The following is a 20,860-nucleotide window of genomic DNA, read 5'->3' as shown; positions in this document are numbered from 1 at the left end:
ACCAGTGTGTGGATGAGGAAACGATGCAACATCTAGAAGAGATTATTGCCAACGCAACGGCAGCAATTGAGCAGGCTGACTCAGTCGCTGCTCTGGACGAAGTCCGTGTCCATTATATGGGTAAGAAGGGTGAACTAACCCTTCAACTGCAAAGCCTGGGTAAATTGCCACCTGAAGAGCGTCGCGAAGCCGGTCAGCAGATTAACCTGGCAAAGCAAGCTGTTCAGCAGGCAATTGCCGCTCGCAAAGACGCACTGCAGCGCGCTGAACTGGAAGCCAAACTGGCGGCTGAAACCATTGATGTGACCTTGCCTGGCCGTCGTATTGAAAATGGTGGTCTGCACCCGGTAACCCGTACGATTGAGCGTATCGAAAGCTTCTTTGGTGAACTTGGCTTTACTGTTGAGTCCGGCCCGGAAATCGAAGATGGTTTCCATAACTTTGATGCTTTGAACATTGCCGAAGATCACCCGGCTCGAACCGATCACGATACTTTCTTCTTTAATCCTGAGCTGATGCTGCGTACGCACACTTCTGGTGTACAGATTCGTACCATGGAAGAGAACCAGCCGCCGCTGCGTTTTATCGCACCAGGCCGTGTGTACCGTAATGATTACGACCAGACGCATACCCCAATGTTTCATCAGGTCGAAGGTATGCTGGTTGATGAGAATGTCAACTTCGCACAGCTGAAAGGTATCCTGCACGAATTCCTGCATAACTTCTTTGAAGAAGATCTGGAGATTCGTTTCCGTCCTTCATATTTCCCGTTTACAGAGCCTTCTGCAGAAGTCGATGTACGCCGTAAAGGCGGCAAATGGCTGGAAGTGTTGGGTTGCGGAATGGTTCACCCTAATGTATTGCGTGCCGTGAATATCGATCCTGAGAAATACTCAGGTTTCGCATTTGGTATGGGTGTCGAGCGTCTGACCATGCTGCGTTACGGCGTGAATGACCTGCGTGCATTCTTCGAAAACGATCTTCGTTTCCTGAAACAGTTCAAGTAAGCATTAGGGGCTAGCAAATTATGAAATTCTCTGAATCTTGGCTACGCGAGTGGGTCAATCCTGCGAACAACAGCGAAGAACTAGCTCACCAGATCACCATGGCGGGCCTGGAAGTTGACGGTATTGAACCTGTCGCAGGTAGCTTTAGCGGTGTGAAAGTTGGTCAGGTTGTCGAATGCGGTCAGCACCCGGATGCCGACAAACTGCGTGTGACCAAAGTGGATGTGGGTGAAGCAGAACTGCTGGACATCGTCTGCGGCGCACCAAATTGCCGTCAGGGTCTGAAAGTAGCTGTGGCAACAGTCGGTGCTGTTTTGCCGGGTGATTTTAAAATCAAGAAAGCGAAACTGCGTGGCCAGCCATCTCATGGCATGCTGTGTTCTTTCACTGAATTAGGCATCGATGTTGATTCAGATGGCATTATGGAACTACCGGAAAGCGCTGTGATTGGTACAGATTTCCGCGAATTCCTGAGCCTGAACGATGTCATCATTGATGTTGATCTGACACCTAACCGCGCTGATTGCCTGAGCATTGCGGGTCTGGCACGTGAAGTGGGCGTATTAAACCGCGCTGAAGTGACTGCGCCATCCTTTGATGCCGTTGCACCGACCATTGACGATAAAGTTGCTATCGAAGTGAAAGCGCCTGATGCGTGTCCGCGCTATCAGGGACGTATTGTTCGCAATGTGAACGTGAAAGCCGAATCTCCGTTGTGGCTGCAGGAAAAACTGCGCCGTTGTGGTGTGCGCTCTATCGACCCAATCGTTGATATTACCAACTATGTGATGCTGGAGCTGGGACAGCCAATGCATGCGTTCGATCTGAACCAGATCGACGGCGGCATTGTTGTTCGTATGGCAGAGCAGGGCGAGAAACTGACCCTGTTGGACGGCACTGAAGCGGAACTGAACAGCGACACACTGGTGATTGCCGATCAGTCAAAAGCATTGGCAATGGCGGGCATTTTTGGTGGTGAGCACTCAGGTGTCAGCGAAAACACCAAAGATGTGCTGCTGGAGTGTGCGTTTTTCACCCCGGATGCCATTCGTGGCCGTGCGCGCAGCTACGGTCTGCATACTGATTCGTCTCATCGTTTTGAGCGTGGTGTGGACGCAGGCCTGCAAACCAAAGCCATGGAACGTGCGACTGCCTTGCTGGTTGAGATTTGCGGTGGTGACGTTGCGCCAATCGTAGAAGCTGAATCTGAACAGCATTTACCTCAGCAAAACAGTATCGTGTTGCGTCGCAGTAAATTAGACAACCTGCTGGGTCACTTTGTCTCTGATGAAGACGTCGTTGAGATTCTGAGCCGCCTTGGCTGTATGGTCGAACCGACTGATACCGGCTGGCGTGCAGTTGCACCAAGCTGGCGTTTTGATCTGGCCATCGAAGAAGATCTGGTAGAAGAAGTTGGCCGTATTTACGGTTATAACAATATTCCTGCACAGTCGCCGGTTGCTGCGTTGAGCATGAACCTGCACCAGGAAGCCAACCTGCCACTGAAGCGTGTTCGCGATCTGCTGGTTGACCGTGGCTACCACGAAGCGATTACTTATAGCTTTGTTGAGCCAGAGCAGCAGAAACTGATCGTGCCGGATACGGACGCGATCATTCTGCCGCACCCGATTTCTGCTGAAATGTCGGCAATGCGCCTGAGCCTGTGGTCGGGTCTGCTGAACACAGTTGCCTTCAACCAGAAGCGTCAGCAGCCTCGCGTGCGTCTGTTCGAATCAGGCATGCGTTTTGTGCCTGATGCAGCTGCTGAAAATGGTATTCGTCAGGAAACTATGCTGGCTGGTGTGATTGCCGGTGCACGCAGTGAAGAGCATTGGGATATCGCGACTAACACGGTTGATTTCTTCGATCTCAAAGGTGATTTGGAAGCGGTTCTGGAACTGACGGCCAAAGACGCTGAGTTTACATTTACGCCCGCCAAACACCCGGCTCTGCACCCGGGACAGTCAGCAGCTATCGTCGTAGACGGTAAGGAAGTTGGCTTTATCGGTACGGTTCATCCTGAGCTTGAGCGTAAGTTCGACCTGAACGGACGTACCGTTGTGTTTGAAGTTGAGTGGAATGCTATCGCAAGTCGTGCGATTCCTCAGGCTAAAGCTGTGTCTAAGTTTCCTGCGAACCGTCGTGATATCGCGTTAGTGGTTGCAGAAGAGATTGCTGCGGGTGATGTGTTGCAGGTTTGCCGGACGCAAGGTGGCGAGTTGCTCACTGATGTAAACCTGTTCGATGTTTACCGCGGTAAAGGTGTTGAGGATGGCCAGAAGAGTCTGGCGATTGCTTTATACCTTCAGTCTGCTGACCGAACGCTGGAAGAAACGGATATCAATGGTGCCGTAGAGTCGATTGTTGCGGTTCTTGGCGATCAGTTTGGTGCAGCGCTTCGCGATTAACTCACTGTTATCATTTGATAATTGATGAAAAAGCAGCCGATAGGGCTGCTTTTTTTTGATTTTTTTCAGTTAGAGCTAAGATTTTGATAAATAGTAAAAATTCTCTGTGCGATTCATTTTTGTGGTTTTATTGACTGCAACTGACTTTAATTTTGGTTTTTATTGTTGCTTCTCGGCAAGCGTAAGCACAACCAGGTGCATGTCTGCATGCTTGTCTGGAATATAAGAATCAATCATTTTACGGTAAGTTTACCTAAAAAAGTTGGCGGAAATCAGCTAGTTGGCATAAACTTGTCTCTAGTTAAGGTCAGCCACTGATGAGAAGGCTATAATGCACTTTAGTGCACGGGTGGGCAGCCTGGCTACATATGAAGTATTCGCAGTAAGCATAATTGATATGTTTACTATTCGTTCAACATAGTCTTGAGGGAGTTATCTATGGCGCTCACAAAAGCCGAGTTGGCTGAGAACCTGTTTGAGAATGTCGGACTAAGCAAACGGGACGCCAAGGATACGGTGGAAGTCTTCTTCGAGGAGATCAGAAAGGCACTTGAGTGTGGTGAACAGGTTAAGTTATCCGGTTTTGGTAATTTTGATCTGCGCGACAAAAACGAGCGACCTGGACGAAATCCTAAAACTGGTGAAGATATTCCAATCTCGGCACGGCGAGTGGTGACCTTTCGCCCTGGTCAGAAGCTTAAAGCACGCGTTGAGAATATCAAAATCGAAAAATAAGTGGTTTGAGCCGACAAGAAACCCAAGTAAGCGAATTGTTTACTTGGGTTTTTCTTTATCAGCAGTAAAAAGTGTATACCCTGGTCTCATTCTTGCCTGCAGTCATCAATATAGTGTTGAAACTATGTAGCCAGGATGTATAGTAAAAGCAGTTTATTTCACTGATTTTCTTTCATCTTTTAGTGTTCCTTATTGGTTATTATTCGTGCAATCATGAAGTCGCCTGTAAGAACATGCCTGTTACAAGGACGAGGAGGTATCATGGCTTTGTTAAAGGCAGTGCAAAACGGGGAATTTCTTTCTGCGACTCTGGATTTATCTTCGCCGTTTGAGGCGGGGGAGTGGCAGTTAGACAATGGTGTATTGTGTCAGTTGACGGCGCGTGGTGTTTTAACCGTTATTCCACCTGGCTTGTCCGCTGCCAGTAAAGACATCGTCATTTCATCCGGGGTACACGGTGATGAAACCGGTCCGATTGAACTGCTACAGCAGTTAGTGAAAAAAATCCTGCTTGGCGATTTAATGCCTGAGCATCGTTTACTGCTGATCATTGGTCACCCTGAAGCCATTAATGCTCATACCCGCTTTATTGATGAGAATATGAATCGGCTATTTGGCGGTATCAATGATGAAAAGAATGTTGATTGTATTCGCGCCAACTTACTTCAGCGCTCAGTGGATGCATTCTTCCAGAACTCGCCATTAAAGAATGCCGAACGCTGGCATTTGGATCTGCATAGTGCCATCCGTGATTCACAGCACTACACCTTTGCGGTCAGCCCTTTTAGTGAGCATAAAACCCGGGGCTTAGCACTGTTTAATTTTCTGCATCACGGCGAGATTGAGGCGATGATGCTCTCTGGTTCCGCGGCACCAACATTCAGCTGGTACAGTGCTCAGAACTATGGCGCGCAGGCACTGACGATGGAGCTGGGTAAGGTGGCACGGCTGGGTGAGAACGATTTAGAACGGCTTGAAGCTTTTAACCAGGCGATGCTCGCACTCGTATCACAACAATCTCTGCCAGACTATCAGGGCGATAAGCGTGTGTGTGTGTATCGGGTAACTCGTACTTTGACTAAGCACACAGATCAGTTCGCTTTCACCTTTCCGGCGAATCAGGCTAACTTTACCTATTTTGAAGAAGGTGCGGTGCTGGGGAGCGATAACGGTGAAGAATTCGTGGCTGCCAAAGGGGGAGTCTGTCGTTTTCCCGAACCCCAATGTAGCGCTGGGACAACGGGCTTGCTTACTGGTCAAGCAATCAGACGTTGATCTGACTGATCAGGTCGTTGCTAAATTCTAAGTGCTGAGTGATTAGGCTCTGAAGGACTGAAAACAGTCAGATAATCAGCAGCCGCAGTATAAATACTTTTGAAAGCAAGCCAATTTAACTGGCTTGCTTTTCATTTTTCAAAGACCCTGTATGTTTCCCCTTTGGCTCTCACTGACGAAAACACAAGACATCATGCACTTAGACCGTATCCTTCAACAGCGTCGCTATAAATGGAAAGTGAGCTTTTGGCTTGTTGCGATTTTGCTTATCAGTTGCGGTCTGTTTTCATTGTCGGTGGGCGAAATCTGGCTGAACCCCTGGCAGCCATTTGGCGAGCTTGAGAAGCAATTGTTATGGCAGCTCAGAATGCCAAGGTTAGTGGCCGCGATGGCAATTGGGGCTGCGCTGGCAGCCTCTGGTGCTGTGTTGCAGGTGTTACTGGGCAATCCGCTGGCGGAGCCCGGTGTGCTGGGTATTTCGGGGGAGCCAGCCTGGCGTTGGTTCTCTTATTGTTTTTGCTTCCCTCGGTGCCGAGTCCCTGGCTGACCATGCTGGTAGCCATGGCGGGCGCACTGCTCTTTACTTTACTGCTCGTTGGTCTTGCCCGTATCCGACGGGTGTCTACCGCGCGTTTGCTGCTCATAGGCGTTGCACTGGGTATTTTGTCCGGGGCGGTTGTGACCTGGGCGTTTTATTTCAGTGACGATCTGAACCTCAGACAACTGATGTACTGGCTGATGGGAAGTGTAGCCGGTGTTTCCTGGGCGCAGCTTAGCGTGCTGATTATTCTGCTTCCCGCATTAATCTGGCTATGCTCCCGTGGCCGGCAACTGGACATCCTGATGCTGGGTGAAACCCATGCACGACAGTTGGGGCTGGATGTGGCTGCACTGCGCTGGCGATTGATATTGATTATCGCCCTGTTAGTGGGAACATCAGTCGCTATGGCTGGTGTGATTGGCTTTATTGGTCTGGTGATTCCTCACTTGTTGCGTTTGGCGTTGGGGGCGGAAAACCGATACCTGCTACCGCTTTCTGCCTGCTTTGGGGCTCTATTGCTGGCGGTTGCCGATGTATTGGCGCGGGTACTGCTGCCTGCTGCAGAATTGCCTGTGGGCGTTGTGACCACGACATTGGGCGCCCCTGTGTTTATCTGGATGCTGTTGCGTTCGCAAGTGGAGTAAGCAGATGGTAACCCGTTCAGATCTGGATTGTGTATTACAAGCTGAAAATATAGCGTTAGCCCGGCGATTACTGCCGGTCAGTTTCTCGGTAAAGCGCGGTGAAGTGGTTCATTTGATTGGCCCTAACGGTAGCGGGAAAAGCACGGCTATTCAGTGCCTGTCCGGGCTGTTTCAGGGGGCCGGCAAGGTAACACTGGCAGGGCAGTGCCTGTCAGAGATGGATCTTCGCGACATGGCCCGGTACCGCAGTTATTTGTCGCAACAGGATAAACCGGGTTTTGCCGTTGGTGTTTATCATTACTTGCAGTTAGCCGTATCCGCGATACCGGAAGTAAACGCCGAGAAGGTGAATCAGGCTATTCAGGATGTCAGTCAGTGGCTTTCGATCGACGACAAATTGGATCGCCATATTCAGCAACTGTCCGGAGGCGAATGGCAGCGGGTCAGATTAGCGGCTGCCTGTTTACAGGTCTGGCCGGGACTGAACCCGGATGGCTGCCTGCTATTGCTTGATGAACCGTCAACAGCGCTTGATATCGGACAGGAAGTCTCTTTATACCGACTGTTGCATTTTATGGCCGGACAAGGTATTGCTGTCGTGATGGCGAACCATGACCTGAACCGGACGCTGCAATTTGCAGACAGTGTCATCCTGCTGAAAGGGGGAAGCTGTGTTGCGAAGGGAAAACCTGAAGAGGTGATGTCGAATGAACGGCTTGAGCAGACGTTTGCCACTCAGGTTGAACGCGTGAATCATAACGGAAGAGTTGGACTGTTTTTTAGCTGATTTCACGCTGAAAGTTGCTGTTGGCCGGAAAAGTAATCAGTTAAAGGGTTTCAGTCAGAAAAGGCTTGTACTTCTCATCAGGATTTGGATAATGCGCTTCGTCTTCTGAGACAAGCTTCATTAAGGCGCGTTGGCAGAGTGGCTATGCAGCGGATTGCAAATCCGTGGACCTCGGTTCGACTCCGGGACGCGCCTCCATTCTTATCGAACTCCATCACCTGCAAGCAATGTTTCCGTGTTTTTTCTGAGGGTAAAAAGCCCGCAGTGACTACGGGCTATGTCATTCATCAAGCCGGTTTGGCCGTCCAGGCAGAGCACCAGCCATTAATGTTCACCGCTTTACCGGGGAAGATTGAGCAGGGTCTCCATTCATCACCTTCATTACCTTGTAACAACATACAGTTACCGCAATGACTCTCTTCATGAGGCGACTGATGCGTGTATTGCAAGGCAGTTGCCTGAGCATCATCTTCTGCCAGATGTGGCAGTTCTTCACTGGCCAGCGCTTTACGCTGCAGGATCTGATCACCCAGTGTGATGCCTATGATGCCTGCCATAGTCAGGCGCAGAAAGCGCCGACGGTCAGTTGAGGTTTTCATCACATTTTCCTTTTATCGTCATTTATGCTCACATGCTGTTCACCGGATTTACTCAGCGAACTGATTAATTGTGGGAAAGAATCGGCAAATCCGCTAAAAAATCACAGTGTTAAGTTTTTGAGGTCAGTTGCGATTTGTTATCAATATCTGAACAGCAAAAGATTTTGATGCATAGGAATGAGCGCTAAGAGTTTGAGATTACGCAAAAAATGATAATTTTTAATAAATCATTTATTGAAACATTTTGTTTACATCTTCATTCTGTACGTCATTATCACCGATGATAAAAATCAATGAAGGTATAGGGATGAATCTGTTGTTAGTGGATGTGGATGGTGCTTTGGTGAATGCCAGGGAAATGGATATGATGTGTTTTCAGCAAGCCGTCGAAGCCGTTCTCCACATCACTTTGGATAAATCGCGTTATCAAGAGCGAGTGGTGACGGATTCGGCAATGTTAGATGAGATCCTTCATCAGTATCCTGTGCTTTCAAGCCGCTCTATTGTTCACCGCCAGGTGGAACAAAAGTACCTGGAGAATCTCACCGCCAGGCTGCATGCGGTCCCTCAAGAGTTTGTGCTGAGTAAAGGCGCCAGAGAGTTTCTTGAGCAAATGGCTGTCCGGGATGATACGCACGTTGCGATCACCAGTGGCGGATGGGCGGCGGTAAGCCGCCTGAAATTGAAAGCGGCGGGAATAGATGCAAGTAAAATGACCTTTGCCTCGTCATCAGACGCTGCCAGCAGAACGGAAATTATGGCACTTGCTGCATTCAGAGCGAAGCAGGATACCGGGATGACCTTTAAGCGACGGATAGTGTTTGCAGAAGGTGAGTGGAATCAGAGAGCTTCTCAGGAGCTGGGTTATGAATTTGTCGCTGTCGGCAAAAAGTTAAGTCACCATACTTATATTCCCAGTTTGTCGTTTTATCAGGCTGTTCTTCCCAAGTTCGACATCAATTAGTGACTGAAGAATGTTACCAGGCAGACAAAATGTCTGGTAACACGGTGAAGCCATTACGCAATCATGAGAGTGTATTACCATGTTTGGATGTAAGTCTTCGTATGGCGTGAGAACACATGGTAATGATGGCTCTGATTCAGCATAGGGAGCCAAGTGGTTATGATGCCTTTCATCCGTCGGACTGTGTTTATTGTGGCTATGCTGTGTGGTTCCGGCACTGTGCTTGCAGCCAGCAGCAATACATTCTGTGCAACACCGCCACACACAATAAGGCCTGATTTATCCCAGATCATGGCGTCGAACACGCCAGAAACAAGCATAGTGATTTTTCAGTCTATGTTACGGCAGGCAAGTAAATATCATGATAAAACAGCCCTGATTGAGTTGCTTGGCGCAATCGCGCATAACTATTATCTGGTTGGGAATAACGAGCAAGCACGCTTCTATTTAAAGCAGGCTGAACCTTTTGTATCCGATGCGGCAGATACCACGAAAACAAATACCAGCCTGGTGAATACCATGTAGAACGCAAGAAATAACAGATTTGATATTCATGATTGTTCATAGGACACAAGGTAATTGATAAATTTGACATTGAGCGAAGTTATTTGTTTGTTTTACATTCCGGTATAGGATTTGATGAGGGCCTGAGATAAATTGGCGTGAAGTGAATGTTGCTGTATCTTTGCAATGAAGATGGGCCTGTTTTCTTGTGGCAGGGGTTGTTTGTGTCTGAAGTCGTGAGGTGGAATCTGTAATGGCAAGGGAGGATTGGATTGATGCCTGGTTCCTGGATATCTGGGCAAATGCGAGTAGTTCCAGCCTTGCTGAATATGTCTCCGATCCTTTTGTTTTTCACTTGCCGGGTGGTCGTCGGCACCCACTGTCTCATGAAAGCTACCTTTCCTATTTGTTGTTATGGCGGCAAAAATTTAAGTCTGTCGCTTTCTCGATCTCAGATGTCATTAGCCAGCCGCCACTGACAGTGGTCAGATATCGCTGTCAGGCTCAATATCATGGCGGATGGTTCAATTTACCGGGTAAAAAACAGACGATACAAATGACAGGTATGATCCAGTTCCGGCTGCAAGATGGCGTGATCGTTGAGTGCTGGCTGGAAGATAGCAGCTTTGAGCTCTATAAACAGTTATCAGGCGCCGTGAAGTAATTTATGTCACTCATACTCTAAAAGAGAAGAACATACGGCTGAAATAACAGTATTTTAGATGTCAAAAGGCCATGTTTATACACCTTTATGTCAGACATTTTTGTCATAGAGACTTTTTTTGCGACAAAGATGGAATGTCAAAAAGTTAGATTTCTTTGTGATAAAAAATGCACCTATATAATCCTAAGTAATAATAAACCGCACAAAATCGCCATTGGAACTTGTTCAACTCATTGAAGTCTTATAGGTAGCAGAGTTTTTTTTCATTGTTGCTTATATTTGAAACAAACACGAGCGGCTGGATTTATTTAGTTTATTGATCGTTAATTATTATAAGTAAATACATTTTTGCCCTGATATTCATACGAATTCTTATCAGTACATTTTTATTCATCGACAAGGAGTGTCAACCGCCATCCATGCACTTGATCATAAGAGCATGGGAATATGACACTAGCAGTTTAAGGTGAATATGTGATTTGGGTTAGCAGTAGTCATCATGACAAGCAGGTTGAAGCGAAAGAAAATTTGAAGCTTTCGCACAAGGTCATTGAGATTTCTCCTTACGAGTTATTGTCATCAATGACGGGGCAAGAGCTGATTTTTCTTGAAGTGATTGATTCGACATCGGAAGGATTTGAGCTGCTGCGCGCAGTGAAAAATCGTTTCCCAGCCGCAAAGGTTGTTGTCGTATACCATAACCTGGATGGGAGTCTGGCACTTAATGTATTAAGAGCCGGTGGTGAAGATGTGCTGGCGGCCAATGCCAGCAGGCAAGAGCTGGAGGAGTGTTTTAGCAGACTGCATACGCATAATATTGAAAATGAAGCTGAGCCTGGTTTCGAAAACCGTGAGCTTTCAATCCGGCCTGCACTGAAAATTATTGATGAAAACCTGAGCTCACCACTGCGCGAGGAAGAACTGGCGAGTGCTTGCCATTACTCACCGACCTACTTCTCTCGTTTATTCCATAGCATTATGGGCGTCACGCTGAAACAGTACATCATCAAGAAACGGCTGGATCTTGCGTGTGGATTATTAAGCTCTGATCGCGAGAAAATTTCTCAGATCGCAAATTCTTCAGGCTTTAAGGATGTTTCCTATTTCTCCCGTGTTTTTAAAAAGCACATGGGATGCTCACCGGGTGAGTTCAGAATGAGGAAGCACAATTTAAATCACAATTAACCTGTTATTGGAGTGTTTATTCGCGTGTCTGTAAATATAAATACTTCTGTATAAATTCCTTCATTGTGTTTACTGCATTGCGAAACAATGCAGTTTTTTTACGCACAATTTCTCATAAATAAGACAACGTATTGGCATTAATGGAAATCACAAAAAAATACAGAAACTTTCAATTTTGACACACAATTATTCTGTCCTCAGATGAAAATGATCACACAGACACTGCTATCTTTATTTCAATGCTGAGTAAGCGTGTTCTGTTGTTTCCGGAGGTGTCCGATGCGATTCACCTTATCTTTTAGGTTGCTGCTGCTGTCTTTAGCACTGTTTCTGGTATGTGTCAGTCAGGTTCATGCGGCGTCGAGCCGATTACAGAAAGTCATGGACAGGGGAGTGCTCCGGGTGGGGACTACCGGCGACTGGGGGCCAATGACCATGAGGGATCCTGCGACAAATTTCTACAAAGGATACGATATTGATATCACGACTGAGCTGGCCAAGGATCTCGGTGTGACTGTTGAATACGTGGCCACGGACTGGAAAGCCTTGGTCAGCGGAATTGTCACGGAAAAATATGACCTGACCGGCAGTGCGGCGCTCAATATCAGCCGGGCGAAGATAGTTGGCTACAGCCAGCCTTACTATTACCTTGCCTTTGTGCCGGTGACGCAGAAAACGAACCAGAATCGCTTTCGTTATTGGGCCGATTTTAACGCTTCATCGGTAACGGTGGCTTCCCGCCGGGGAGCTGCTGAGGAAACGATGGTAAAAGAATTCTTTCCCAGAGCCAGGCAGCAGGTCATTGAGAGCGGAAAATCTTATCAGGAATTACTGGCAAACCGTGCCAATGTCATTGTGACGTCCAATATTGAGGCCGCAATGCTAATCAGCCGATTTCCACAGTTGACCATTCCCAAGGTGCAGGGGATGCGACGGGCGACACCTTTGGCGATGCTGATGCCAAGAGATGATCAAGTCTGGATTAATTTCATTAACCAATGGATAGAATTAAAGAAAACGCAGGGATTTTTTGACCGGATAGCCGAAAAATGGGGACTGGCCGTCATGGATATTGAGTAACCAGTCTGTGCTGTGTCGGAATCTAAGTCATTCACTCTGGATCTGTACTGGCCACTGCGTCACTATGGTGAAAAGTACTGATTTGGAGGTGGATATGGATTTGTCACGGTATCAGGGATTAATTTTCGACATGGACGGCACACTGATTGACTCAATGCCAGCCCACATAGCAGCCTGGCGCTATGCCTGCGAGCAATTCAACATTCCTTATGATCCGCAGTGGCTGATGAGTCTGGGGGGATCGCCCACGATCAAAACCGCGCAAATGATGAATGAAAAATATCAGACCGATCATGATATCCAGGAAGTGGCGGATACCAAATGGCGCTTTTTTGAAGCGCTGGAACACAAGGGAGAGACGATTCCGGCCACTGTTAATCTTTTATTGCAGTATAAAGGCCAAAAGAAAGTGGCCGTGGGTACCGGATGCCGCAAGGTGAATGCAGAAAATTTGCTGACCATAACCGACATTTTGCCCTTACTTGACGCCTTAGTTACTGCTGACGATGTCCGGAACCATAAACCTCACCCGGATACTTTCCTTGAAGCTGCTCACCGTATTGGGCTGGCACCTTATCAGTGTGTGGTTTTTGAAGATACCGATTTAGGTCGGCGGGCGGCATTAGCTGCAGGGATGGACTGTTTTCTTGTTGTCGATGGCGCAATCACAGAATTCACCTCAGCAACGCCAGTGAGGTAGCGCTACATTAGGGTTGACTAAATTTATGATTCTATGTGATTTATTTTTTATTTAGTGGCAGGATTTTAATGCGTTTTTATGCTGGTCGCACTACAATCAAAATATAATATTAAGTAAGGAGGTGATTGTGAAAGCCTTAACAACAATAGTAGTGGGATTATCTGGTCTGGCTTTAGCAGGATGCAGTGCATCTATCGATGAGCGTGCCAATGATTTCGTCGATGTCAGCTATTCCTTATGTGGTGCAAAAGTCAAAGCCTTTTCTCAGAGTGATGACGGAAAAATCCGCGTGGTGTGTGAAAACGACAGCTATTTTTCTGTCAATAATCAACAAACGCTGACAGTCATGAATGAGATTAACGGCGCATATTGCCATGGACGAGGATTCAGCCATTTTAATGAGCGCTCAGACTTTTATACGTTCACCTGCATGAATGACAAAAACTTCAACATTCCCAAGTAACTGATTTTCTTTTATTTGCCCAGATCGTTGACTCGAGACCCGCATACGCTGCGGGTCTTTCCATAAATTGTTACTGAGTTTGTCTTCTTGATGCGGCTCATAGCGTTTACTGATTTCCTTGTTAGTATAGATTTGGTTCCAGATAGTAATGCCACAAAAGGATTTCGCATTGAATCAGAAATTTATCACTGCCAGCATCGGGCTGGCCATCTCCGCATTTTCACTACATTCCGTTGCCGCCAATGTGCCTGAAGGGGTTGTTTTAGCCAAAGAGCAGCATCTGGTACGAGCCAACGGCGCAGAGCCGAGTACATTAGATCCGGGCTTTGTGGGTTCAGGCAGCCCGGGTGATGTCATCGTGAATGACTTGTTCGAAGGGTTGCTGATTGAAAATCTGCAGGGCGAAATCACGGCAGGGCAAGCTGACAGCTGGGTTGTGTCTGACGACGGCAAAACCTACACGTTCAATCTGCGTAAGGGCCTGAAATGGTCTGATGGTCAGCCATTGACCGCCATGGATTTTGTGTTTGCGTGGCGTCGGGCGGTTGATAAATCGACAGGCAACAATACCGGATTCAATTTGGTCACCGCCAACATTACCCATGCCCAGGACATACTGAATGGTGAAAAACCGGCATCCGAACTGGGAGTGAAAGCGCTCAACCTGCATCAGTTGCAGGTGACATTAAGCCGCCCGACGCCGTATTTCCTTAGCCTGATGAGCATCAAAACCTTCTTTCCTGTACCGGCACATGTGGTGAGTCAATACGGTGATCTGTGGACCCGTGCCGATCATTTTGTCTCAAATGGTGCCTATGTTCTGAAAGAATGGGTGCCAAACGAAAGGGTTGAAGTGGCACGGAACCCTTATTACCGTGATAACGCATCTACGGTTATCAATGATGTGACCTATCTGGCGCTCTCGTCACAAAGTGCTGAGCTGATGCGTTACCAGGCGGGTGAAGTGCATATGACGAACCGTGTCCAGCTGGAGTATTATCAGAAATTACTGAAGGACAGCCCGGAAGAGATCAAATCTCTGCGCTTATTGGGCTCTTATGTGTATGCCTTTAATACCCAGCAGCCTCCATTTGATAATGCCAATGTACGCCGCGCGCTGAGTATGGCAATCGACCGTGATTTGCTCGTGCAAAAAGTAACGGGACAGGGCGAGCCCGAGGCTTTTTCTGTCGTGCCGGATATCATTCCAAACTATCAGAATTTCATCCCGGCATTTAAGTCTCAGACTCATGACGAGCGCATTGGTGAAGCGAAAGTGCTGCTGGCAAAAGCGGGCTATAGCAAGAGCCATCCGTTGAATGTCACGCTGACTTACAACACCAGTGAAAATCATAAAAAGCTGGCACTGGCGATTGCCTCGATGTGGAAGTCTCTGGATGTGAGTGTAAAGCTGGAAAACATGGAATGGAATGCTTACCTGGCGGCAAAAGCGGCGGGTGATTATGCCGTTGCGCGTTCGTATGCCTTTGGTGATTATGCAGAGCCATCCTCTGTGCTCAGCAGTTTCACCTGCGGGCATGTCAGTAACGAGACCGGATTCTGCAACAAGGAATTTGACGCCTTGCTCAAGCAGGCCGCTGATATGGCGGATGAACAAGCACGGTATGGCATTTACCGTCAGGCAGAGCAGATTCTTGATCAATATTCGCCGATCATGCCAATTTACCATTACAACCACACACGGCTGGTGAAAAGTCACCTGAAAGGGTTTCCGGACAACAATCCGAAGGGCAACATTTATGCCAAGGACATGTATTTCATCGCAAAGTGATTCGAAAAGCCTGTTTTTACAGGCTTTTTTATATCGCTGATATCCGTATTCTTTTGTCGGTCAGAATGACAGACAGACCCGACTGTAGTTCATCTGTCAGTGCGGTTACTGATACTTAAGCCCGGATGATTGGACATTGTGAAACGCATTAAAAAAAGCCACTCGCTGTAAAACGAGTGGCTTGACTTTAGATGACCCCTTTAGGGATCAATATCTGTTCAAGCGTGACGGTGAATCATTAAAGCTGAGTCCAGGCATCCTGCCAGTACACGCCCACACCTGGTTCATAGGCCCAGGCAGCACCTGAACACCAACCAGAATAAGGGTAGGGTTTACACTCAAAGTTCAGGCCACCGTTGGACACTTGATCACCGGCCTGGTACGCAGTGCCTTCCACATAGGCTGGGAAATCACCTTCACCACCTGTTCCGCTATTGTCTTTTGCTACTGTTACTGTCAGAGCGGCGGAATCGCTAACCGTTCCGTCAGAGACGCTCACACTGAAAGACAATGCGGTGTCACTCGTATAGCTACCGGCCGTAAAGCTCAGGCTTGAACCATTAATCACGGCGTTCACACCTGCAGGTACAGTCCAGTCGTACGTCAGGGTATCGCCATCGGCATCCGTGGACTGTGAGGCATCCAGGGTCACCACATCACCGGCATTGGCTGTACCAGGGCCCGTTAATGATGCAACTGGCGCGGTGTTTTGTGCACCCGGTGCTTTAGCAGTGACTGTGATGCTGTCGGTTGCCGTCGCCCCTTCGTTATCAGTGACCGTCAAGGTAAAGACATACTGCGTATCAACCGTAACCTCTGGCACAGCAACGCTTGCAGAAGCAGTGTTCGCACCCGACAAGGTCAATGCCGGTCCGCTGGTCTGTTCCCACTGGTAGCTGGCAATCTGACCATCACTGTCTGTTGATGAAGCACCGTTCAGAGTCACAGTGGCTGCAGTATTGACTTGCTGATCAGCGCCTGCACGTGCAACAGGAGCACGGTTGCCAGCAGGTGCGCCAGCCAGGGATTCTTGCATCGCATTCAGGATGTCGCCATTATCCGCATCAATTTCCCACGCGAACAGACCGGCAAGTCCCAGATCCCGAGCATATTGACCTTTGGCCATGATAGAACGCGGGCTGTCGTAGGTGATTAAATCGCCGTTACTTGGGTCATAAGCCCAGGGTGCTTCAGCCTGCTCATCGTAGCCTAATACGACGCCGGCTTTATTCTCATAGCGTGTGACAACATCTTTATAGTCGATCACGCCTGCTTCCCAGGAACCTGCGACTGGACCATTACCCACACCTGTCATCGGGTTGGTCGGATCTGTCATGCTGGCTTGGGTTACACCTGTCCAACCGCGGGCATACATGGCTGCGCCCACCACCAGTTTGTTGGCAGGTACCCCCTGAGCCAGCAGACGCTCAACACCATGCGCAGCGGTGTATGCCGGGCCTTGGCGCGGCTCACCGTTTTCATCAATACCCGTGCCGTTACATTGGTCAGCAGTCAGATGGCTGCCACAGTTCAGCGCTGTCTGGTGACCGAGGATATTGTTGAAGGCACCGTAGAAGTCGTAGCTCATGTTGAAGATGTAGTCCATGTACTGAGATGCCTCAGCGTAGTTCACCACATCAATTTTGTCATAACCTACGCCAATCGCAGAAGTCAGTTCAAACTGACGGCCTGTTTCGGCTTCCAGTCCATCCAGCATGGTGCGCAACTCGCGCATCAGCGCGACGTATGCCGGGCCGTCATTCACCGGATCGCCCAGCGTCGTATTGGCGCCTTTGCCGCCTGGGAATTCCCAGTCGATGTCGACACCATCAAAGAATTTCCAGGTTTGCAGGAATTTCTTCACACTGGCTACAAAAACATCACGCTTGGATTTGTCGGTGAAAGAGAAGAAAGGATCAGACAGTGTCCAGCCACCAATCGAAGGGATAACCTTCAGATCCGGGTAGCGCTGCTTCAATGCCATTAACTGGCCATAATTTCCTTTGTAAGGGGTGCTGTAGGTATGGCCAGATTGTGGTTGTGGCATCTGGACAGCAGCCCATGGGTCGTGAATGGCGACTTCAAAATCAGGTGTGCCGGCACAGGCACGGTTCAGCGCAGCCAGGCTATTGCCATTTTCAATTTCGCCCAGTGATGCATTCGGACCACAAATTGGGATGAAGCCATAAAGAATGTGTGTCAGGTTCTGGGCAGGGATCTTGTCGACGGTGAATTTACGGCCAAAAACACCCCACTCAACAAAATAGGCACCAACAACGGTATCTGCAGGCGTTGCGTAGTTGCCGTTGTTCGGATCGACATTCATGGGGAGTGGATCAAGATGGCTGCCGTCTGTATCTGCGACGACGATGTTGGTTGCAGGACTGCTGCTACATGCTTCTTCAGCGTCAGCACCACGACATAATTCGACGGTTAACGCATACTGGCCACCCTGAGAGACGGACAATGTCGTGGAGCCCTCACCACTGGATGCCGGGTCAATACTTTCCTCAAAGACCACACTACCATTGAGTTTTACTTTCCAATGGTCTGCCGTTTCGCCTGAATAACGCTGCCAGGCTACGGGGACTTCAGCCGCATTTTTCAGTGTGACAAGATCTTTGTAGGTTGTTGCAGCCTGATCGACTTCAACGATGGCATAGTCTGTTTCCATCCATGCGAGTTGAGGGGTACCCGGTGCGGCAAGCACGCTGCAGGACATAGTCGCGGCGGCAACAGAGAGTGCCACCAAGCTAAACTTGTTGAATAACATTGCTTTCTTCCTTGAGTTGAAACAATCAAAAAGGGCAAATGACATCTCGGTCATTGCACTTCAATAAATAGAACAGTTTCTTTTTTTCTCAAAGTAAGAAAGTTAAATAAATGATAAAAATGTTAATTAATGTGATCTTTTTTGCATTTGTGGTGTATTTTTAACCGAAATAAGTCTGTGGTAATGATGTTAAAACGAGAAATCCTTTGTTTTTAATTTGGTTTATAAAGAAATTAAAATAAGTTCACTGCAATATGATGGTTATGAATAGGGGGTGCCATAAAAGCAATACTTATTAATTATCAAAGAGATGTAATTGCTCTACTCCAGCAGGAGCAGAAGCACGAGCAGAAGCAAACGGGTGGACTGGGTTTACGTGCTGACGAGAAAAGCACATCAGTGGATCAGGCGGGCTTGCAACCTTCTTATCAATTCGAAACGTCTGAACAAGAAGATAAGCGCCAGTTAAAAAACAAGCCAGAATAATTCTGGCTTGTTTTTATTAGCATTGTCTTGCAGATTTAGCGTAATTCTTTCGCAGTATCAGGCTTAGGGTGCCAGGCACCGTTTAGATCGCTCAGTTCCGGGAACTTATTGCGGTCAAACGTTGGCACTTGACCATTTTTCACTTGTACTTCGTAATCTTTGATCACCTTGATAGCCAGATTAGACAACAACACAAGTGCAGCAATGTTAATCAGTGCCATCATGCCCATGGAAGCATCGGCCATGTTCCATACAACAGGCAGCGAGGCAACTGAGCCAAATAACACCATAGCCAGTACGATGATTCTGAATGTGAACAGGCCTTTCTTCGTATTGCCGTTGAGGAACATGATATTTGTTTCTGCGTAACTGTAATTCGCAATAATGGAAGTAAAGCAGAACAGAATGATAGCAGCTGCCATGAAATAGGTTGTCCAGCTGCCTAACTCGTTGGTCAGAGCTTGTTGCAGCAGACCGATACCAGAAGCAGCATCAGGCTGATCCATCACACCTGACAGCATGATCATCGCGGCTGAAGCTGTACAAATGACAATGGTGTCTGCAAACACGCCCAGCATCTGTACAAAGCCTTGTGATGCAGGGTGGTTAGGGTTGGGTGTTGCACTGGCTGCAACATTGGCCGCTGAGCCCATACCCGCTTCGTTCGAGAACAGGCCACGAGCGATACCACTTTGCATCGCCTGCGCAATGGTATAAGCCACGCCGCCAGCTGCAGCTTCCTGCCAGCCGAAAGCACTTTTCACAATCAGCGAGATTGCGGCAGGCAGCTCAGACATGTTCATGATGACAATCAGACAAGCAATAGCCAGGTATCCGACAGCCATAACCGGCACGATACGAGCAGAAGCTTGAGCGATAGATTTTAATCCGCCCATGATGAAGAAGGCAGAACACGCCACAATCACCAGCCCGACATACTTACGGTCGATCTCAAAAGAATGGTTGAGGGCAGCGGTAATGGTGTTTGCCTGAACGGCATTGAAGACTAATCCGAAAGCAATAATCAGACAGACAGAGAACAGGGTGCCCATCCAGCGGGCGCCAAGTCCCTGCTCCATGTAATAGGCCGGACCACCGCGGTATTGTCCGTCTACGTCTTTGACTTTATAGACTTGCGCAAGTGTGGATTCTACAAAGGCGGTCGCCATTCCCAGCAGGGCCATCACCCACATCCAGAAAATGGCACCCGGCCCGCCGACTGTCAGTGCGACAGCGACACCAGCCATATTGCCGGTACCCACGCGGGCCGCCATCGAAGTACAAAATACCTGATAAGAACTGATTCCAGATTCTACATCTCTGCCTTTTTTCAAGACACTGATGGCATGGCGAAACTGTCTAATCTGAATGAAACCGAGGCGAAAAGTAAAATAGATACCTACAGCAACCAGCAGATATACAAGAAGGTGGCCCCATAGTAGTCCGTTAATGTCGCCAATGATGCCCATTAATTGTTTGTTGAGAATGGCGAGCCAATTGTTAATCGTTGCATCCATAGAATGATCCTGTGATGTCATATTGACTAAGAAGCAGGACAACAAGCATTGTCCTAAATGAAGGGAATGATTCAGCTCACTGGCTTATGCAGCGAGATGAAGTGGTGTTCCCGAATGTGTATTAGTGACTTAATTTTCGTGCGAGAAGGTAGCACAAAATCCCGCAAATGGCTCAGGATATAGATCACGTTTTTAATGGATTTATACTGCTTTCAATGAGGATTATTACGCTGAATTTATTTTTTTGTGTTTTAAAAACAGTTGCTTATTGAGTTTTTGCTGTCTGTGCTGTAGGCGAAAAATCAAAATGAGATTAATTTGTCATTAACGGAATTTTAAACTAAATTTAACGATGATTGTCAGTTTGTAACACTTTGACGTTTAGATTGATGTTGTGCTTTGACCTGATTGAAAGGCGCTGTTTTGTTGATGATGCCGTCTGATTAATGGACTTGATAATCGAGAGGTGGAGAGGGAGAAGGGCAAGGAGACGTCATTGTCTTTTGCTTCGTGCTGATTGAGATACAACTGAATTGGTAACCACATATGCAAACGAACAGATGTTCATTGATGACAATGAACTCTTCGTGTTGTCCGCATTTTTTGCAATATGGTGCCTGTTCCATATCATGCTCCTTGGGGAATCGAGCCAATGATAGACTGAAGCAGCAGTTGCTAAAAAAAGTTTTGACAAAAATTCGAGGGGAAACAAATTAAAGAAGAGAGGAATGAAACA

At 47.8% G+C, this 20,860-nt stretch carries 16 protein-coding genes, 1 tRNA gene and 2 pseudogenes; 16 read left to right on the top strand and 3 right to left on the bottom strand.

Going from position 1 to position 20,860, the window contains the following annotated elements; all coding sequences use genetic code 11:
• Positions 1-23: 23 nt before the first annotated feature.
• The 8 genes and pseudogenes from pheS to P4S53_RS17165 all read left to right on the top strand — a co-directional run bounded on the left by pheS (position 24) and on the right by P4S53_RS17165 (position 7,595).
• Positions 24-1,007: a phenylalanine--tRNA ligase subunit alpha gene (pheS, locus tag P4S53_RS17195; RefSeq protein WP_337113628.1), complete on the top strand. Its 984-nt coding sequence runs from the start codon at positions 24-26 to the stop codon at positions 1,005-1,007.
• A gap of 20 nt (positions 1,008-1,027) precedes the next feature.
• Entirely contained in the window at positions 1,028-3,415 is a 2,388-nt protein-coding gene (pheT, locus tag P4S53_RS17190) for a phenylalanine--tRNA ligase subunit beta (RefSeq protein WP_337113627.1), read from the top strand.
• Between the two features lie 438 nt (positions 3,416-3,853).
• On the top strand, positions 3,854-4,150 hold the full coding sequence (gene ihfA, locus P4S53_RS17185) for an integration host factor subunit alpha (RefSeq protein WP_027252117.1): 297 nt from the start codon (positions 3,854-3,856) through the stop codon (positions 4,148-4,150).
• A 213-nt stretch (positions 4,151-4,363) separates the two neighbouring features.
• Positions 4,364-5,332: pseudogene (locus P4S53_RS17180) on the top strand (succinylglutamate desuccinylase); the annotation flags it as partial.
• Positions 5,298-5,456, top strand: coding sequence for a succinylglutamate desuccinylase/aspartoacylase domain-containing protein (locus P4S53_RS22660; RefSeq protein WP_442958672.1), 159 nt, complete (start codon positions 5,298-5,300; stop codon positions 5,454-5,456). The pseudogene P4S53_RS17180 and the gene P4S53_RS22660, both read left to right, overlap by 35 nt.
• Positions 5,457-5,618: 162 nt before the next feature.
• Positions 5,619-6,610, top strand: a pseudogene (gene btuC, locus P4S53_RS17175) (vitamin B12 ABC transporter permease BtuC).
• Between the two features lie 4 nt (positions 6,611-6,614).
• Positions 6,615-7,397 carry a vitamin B12 ABC transporter ATP-binding protein BtuD gene (gene btuD / locus P4S53_RS17170; protein ID WP_337113625.1) on the top strand — a complete coding sequence of 261 codons (783 nt, stop codon included), beginning with the start codon at positions 6,615-6,617 and terminating at the stop codon, positions 7,395-7,397.
• Positions 7,398-7,521: 124 nt separating this feature from the next.
• Positions 7,522-7,595 (top strand) — tRNA-Cys (locus tag P4S53_RS17165).
• An 89-nt stretch (positions 7,596-7,684) separates the two neighbouring features.
• Here the strand turns inward: P4S53_RS17165 and P4S53_RS17160 are convergent.
• Positions 7,685-7,996, bottom strand: a complete 312-nt coding sequence (locus P4S53_RS17160) for a high-potential iron-sulfur protein (protein WP_337113624.1) — start codon at positions 7,994-7,996, stop codon at positions 7,685-7,687.
• A 307-nt stretch (positions 7,997-8,303) separates the two neighbouring features.
• Here P4S53_RS17160 and P4S53_RS17155 point away from each other — a divergent pair, with 307 nt between their 5' ends.
• The 8 genes from P4S53_RS17155 to P4S53_RS17120 all read left to right on the top strand — a co-directional run bounded on the left by P4S53_RS17155 (position 8,304) and on the right by P4S53_RS17120 (position 15,348).
• Positions 8,304-8,960: a haloacid dehalogenase-like hydrolase gene (locus tag P4S53_RS17155; protein ID WP_337113623.1), complete on the top strand. Its 657-nt coding sequence runs from the start codon at positions 8,304-8,306 to the stop codon at positions 8,958-8,960.
• 159 nt (positions 8,961-9,119) lie between these two features.
• The gene (locus P4S53_RS17150; RefSeq protein ID WP_337113622.1) at positions 9,120-9,485 is read left to right on the top strand and encodes a hypothetical protein; all 366 of its coding nucleotides are present in this window, start codon (positions 9,120-9,122) and stop codon (positions 9,483-9,485) included.
• 232 nt (positions 9,486-9,717) lie between these two features.
• Complete coding sequence (locus P4S53_RS17145) at positions 9,718-10,128, top strand: ester cyclase (RefSeq protein WP_337113621.1); 411 nt, start codon at positions 9,718-9,720, stop codon at positions 10,126-10,128.
• Between the two features lie 474 nt (positions 10,129-10,602).
• The gene (locus P4S53_RS17140; protein WP_337113620.1) at positions 10,603-11,313 is read left to right on the top strand and encodes a helix-turn-helix transcriptional regulator; all 711 of its coding nucleotides are present in this window, start codon (positions 10,603-10,605) and stop codon (positions 11,311-11,313) included.
• A gap of 279 nt (positions 11,314-11,592) precedes the next feature.
• Positions 11,593-12,393, top strand: coding sequence for a transporter substrate-binding domain-containing protein (locus tag P4S53_RS17135; RefSeq protein WP_337113619.1), 801 nt, complete (start codon positions 11,593-11,595; stop codon positions 12,391-12,393).
• Positions 12,394-12,481: 88 nt separating this feature from the next.
• Positions 12,482-13,093, top strand: a complete 612-nt coding sequence (locus tag P4S53_RS17130) for an HAD family hydrolase (RefSeq protein WP_337114521.1) — start codon at positions 12,482-12,484, stop codon at positions 13,091-13,093.
• 127 nt (positions 13,094-13,220) lie between these two features.
• Positions 13,221-13,556, top strand: coding sequence for a hypothetical protein (locus P4S53_RS17125; RefSeq protein WP_051288043.1), 336 nt, complete (start codon positions 13,221-13,223; stop codon positions 13,554-13,556).
• A gap of 169 nt (positions 13,557-13,725) precedes the next feature.
• Positions 13,726-15,348, top strand: a complete 1,623-nt coding sequence (locus P4S53_RS17120) for a peptide ABC transporter substrate-binding protein (RefSeq protein ID WP_442958671.1) — start codon at positions 13,726-13,728, stop codon at positions 15,346-15,348.
• Between the two features lie 238 nt (positions 15,349-15,586).
• On the opposite strand, the gene P4S53_RS17115 is transcribed toward P4S53_RS17120, so the two are convergent.
• Together P4S53_RS17115 and P4S53_RS17110 are read right to left on the bottom strand one after the other, a co-directional pair.
• Positions 15,587-18,121 carry a glycosyl hydrolase family 18 protein gene (locus P4S53_RS17115; protein WP_442958670.1) on the bottom strand — a complete coding sequence of 845 codons (2,535 nt, stop codon included), beginning with the start codon at positions 18,119-18,121 and terminating at the stop codon, positions 15,587-15,589.
• Positions 18,122-18,642: 521 nt separating this feature from the next.
• Positions 18,643-20,124, bottom strand: coding sequence for an alanine/glycine:cation symporter family protein (locus tag P4S53_RS17110; RefSeq protein WP_337113618.1), 1,482 nt, complete (start codon positions 20,122-20,124; stop codon positions 18,643-18,645).
• Between the last annotated feature and the right edge of the window lie 736 nt (positions 20,125-20,860).

The organism is Photobacterium sp. Hal280, assembly GCF_037162255.1.
Taxonomy (GTDB): domain Bacteria; phylum Pseudomonadota; class Gammaproteobacteria; order Enterobacterales; family Vibrionaceae; genus Photobacterium.
Note: the sequence above shows the minus strand (reverse complement) of the source record. Positions and strands in the feature narration are given on the sequence as shown.

Bases quoted from the DNA above. Each gene is read 5' to 3' on its own strand.
- P4S53_RS17160 (WP_337113624.1), bottom strand. From the start codon at position 7,996: ATGAAAACCTCAACTGACCGTCGGCGCTTTCTGCGCCTGACTATGGCA.
- ihfA (WP_027252117.1), top strand. From the start codon at position 3,854: ATGGCGCTCACAAAAGCCGAGTTGGCTGAGAACCTGTTTGAGAATGTC.
- P4S53_RS17145 (WP_337113621.1), top strand. From the start codon at position 9,718: ATGGCAAGGGAGGATTGGATTGATGCCTGGTTCCTGGATATCTGGGCA.
- pheS (WP_337113628.1), top strand. From the start codon at position 24: ATGCAACATCTAGAAGAGATTATTGCCAACGCAACGGCAGCAATTGAG.
- P4S53_RS17110 (WP_337113618.1), bottom strand. From the start codon at position 20,124: ATGGATGCAACGATTAACAATTGGCTCGCCATTCTCAACAAACAATTA.
- btuD (WP_337113625.1), top strand. From the start codon at position 6,615: ATGGTAACCCGTTCAGATCTGGATTGTGTATTACAAGCTGAAAATATA.
- P4S53_RS17150 (WP_337113622.1), top strand. From the start codon at position 9,120: ATGATGCCTTTCATCCGTCGGACTGTGTTTATTGTGGCTATGCTGTGT.
- pheT (WP_337113627.1), top strand. From the start codon at position 1,028: ATGAAATTCTCTGAATCTTGGCTACGCGAGTGGGTCAATCCTGCGAAC.
- P4S53_RS17115 (WP_442958670.1), bottom strand. From the start codon at position 18,121: ATGTTATTCAACAAGTTTAGCTTGGTGGCACTCTCTGTTGCCGCCGCG.
- P4S53_RS17155 (WP_337113623.1), top strand. From the start codon at position 8,304: ATGAATCTGTTGTTAGTGGATGTGGATGGTGCTTTGGTGAATGCCAGG.
- P4S53_RS17135 (WP_337113619.1), top strand. From the start codon at position 11,593: ATGCGATTCACCTTATCTTTTAGGTTGCTGCTGCTGTCTTTAGCACTG.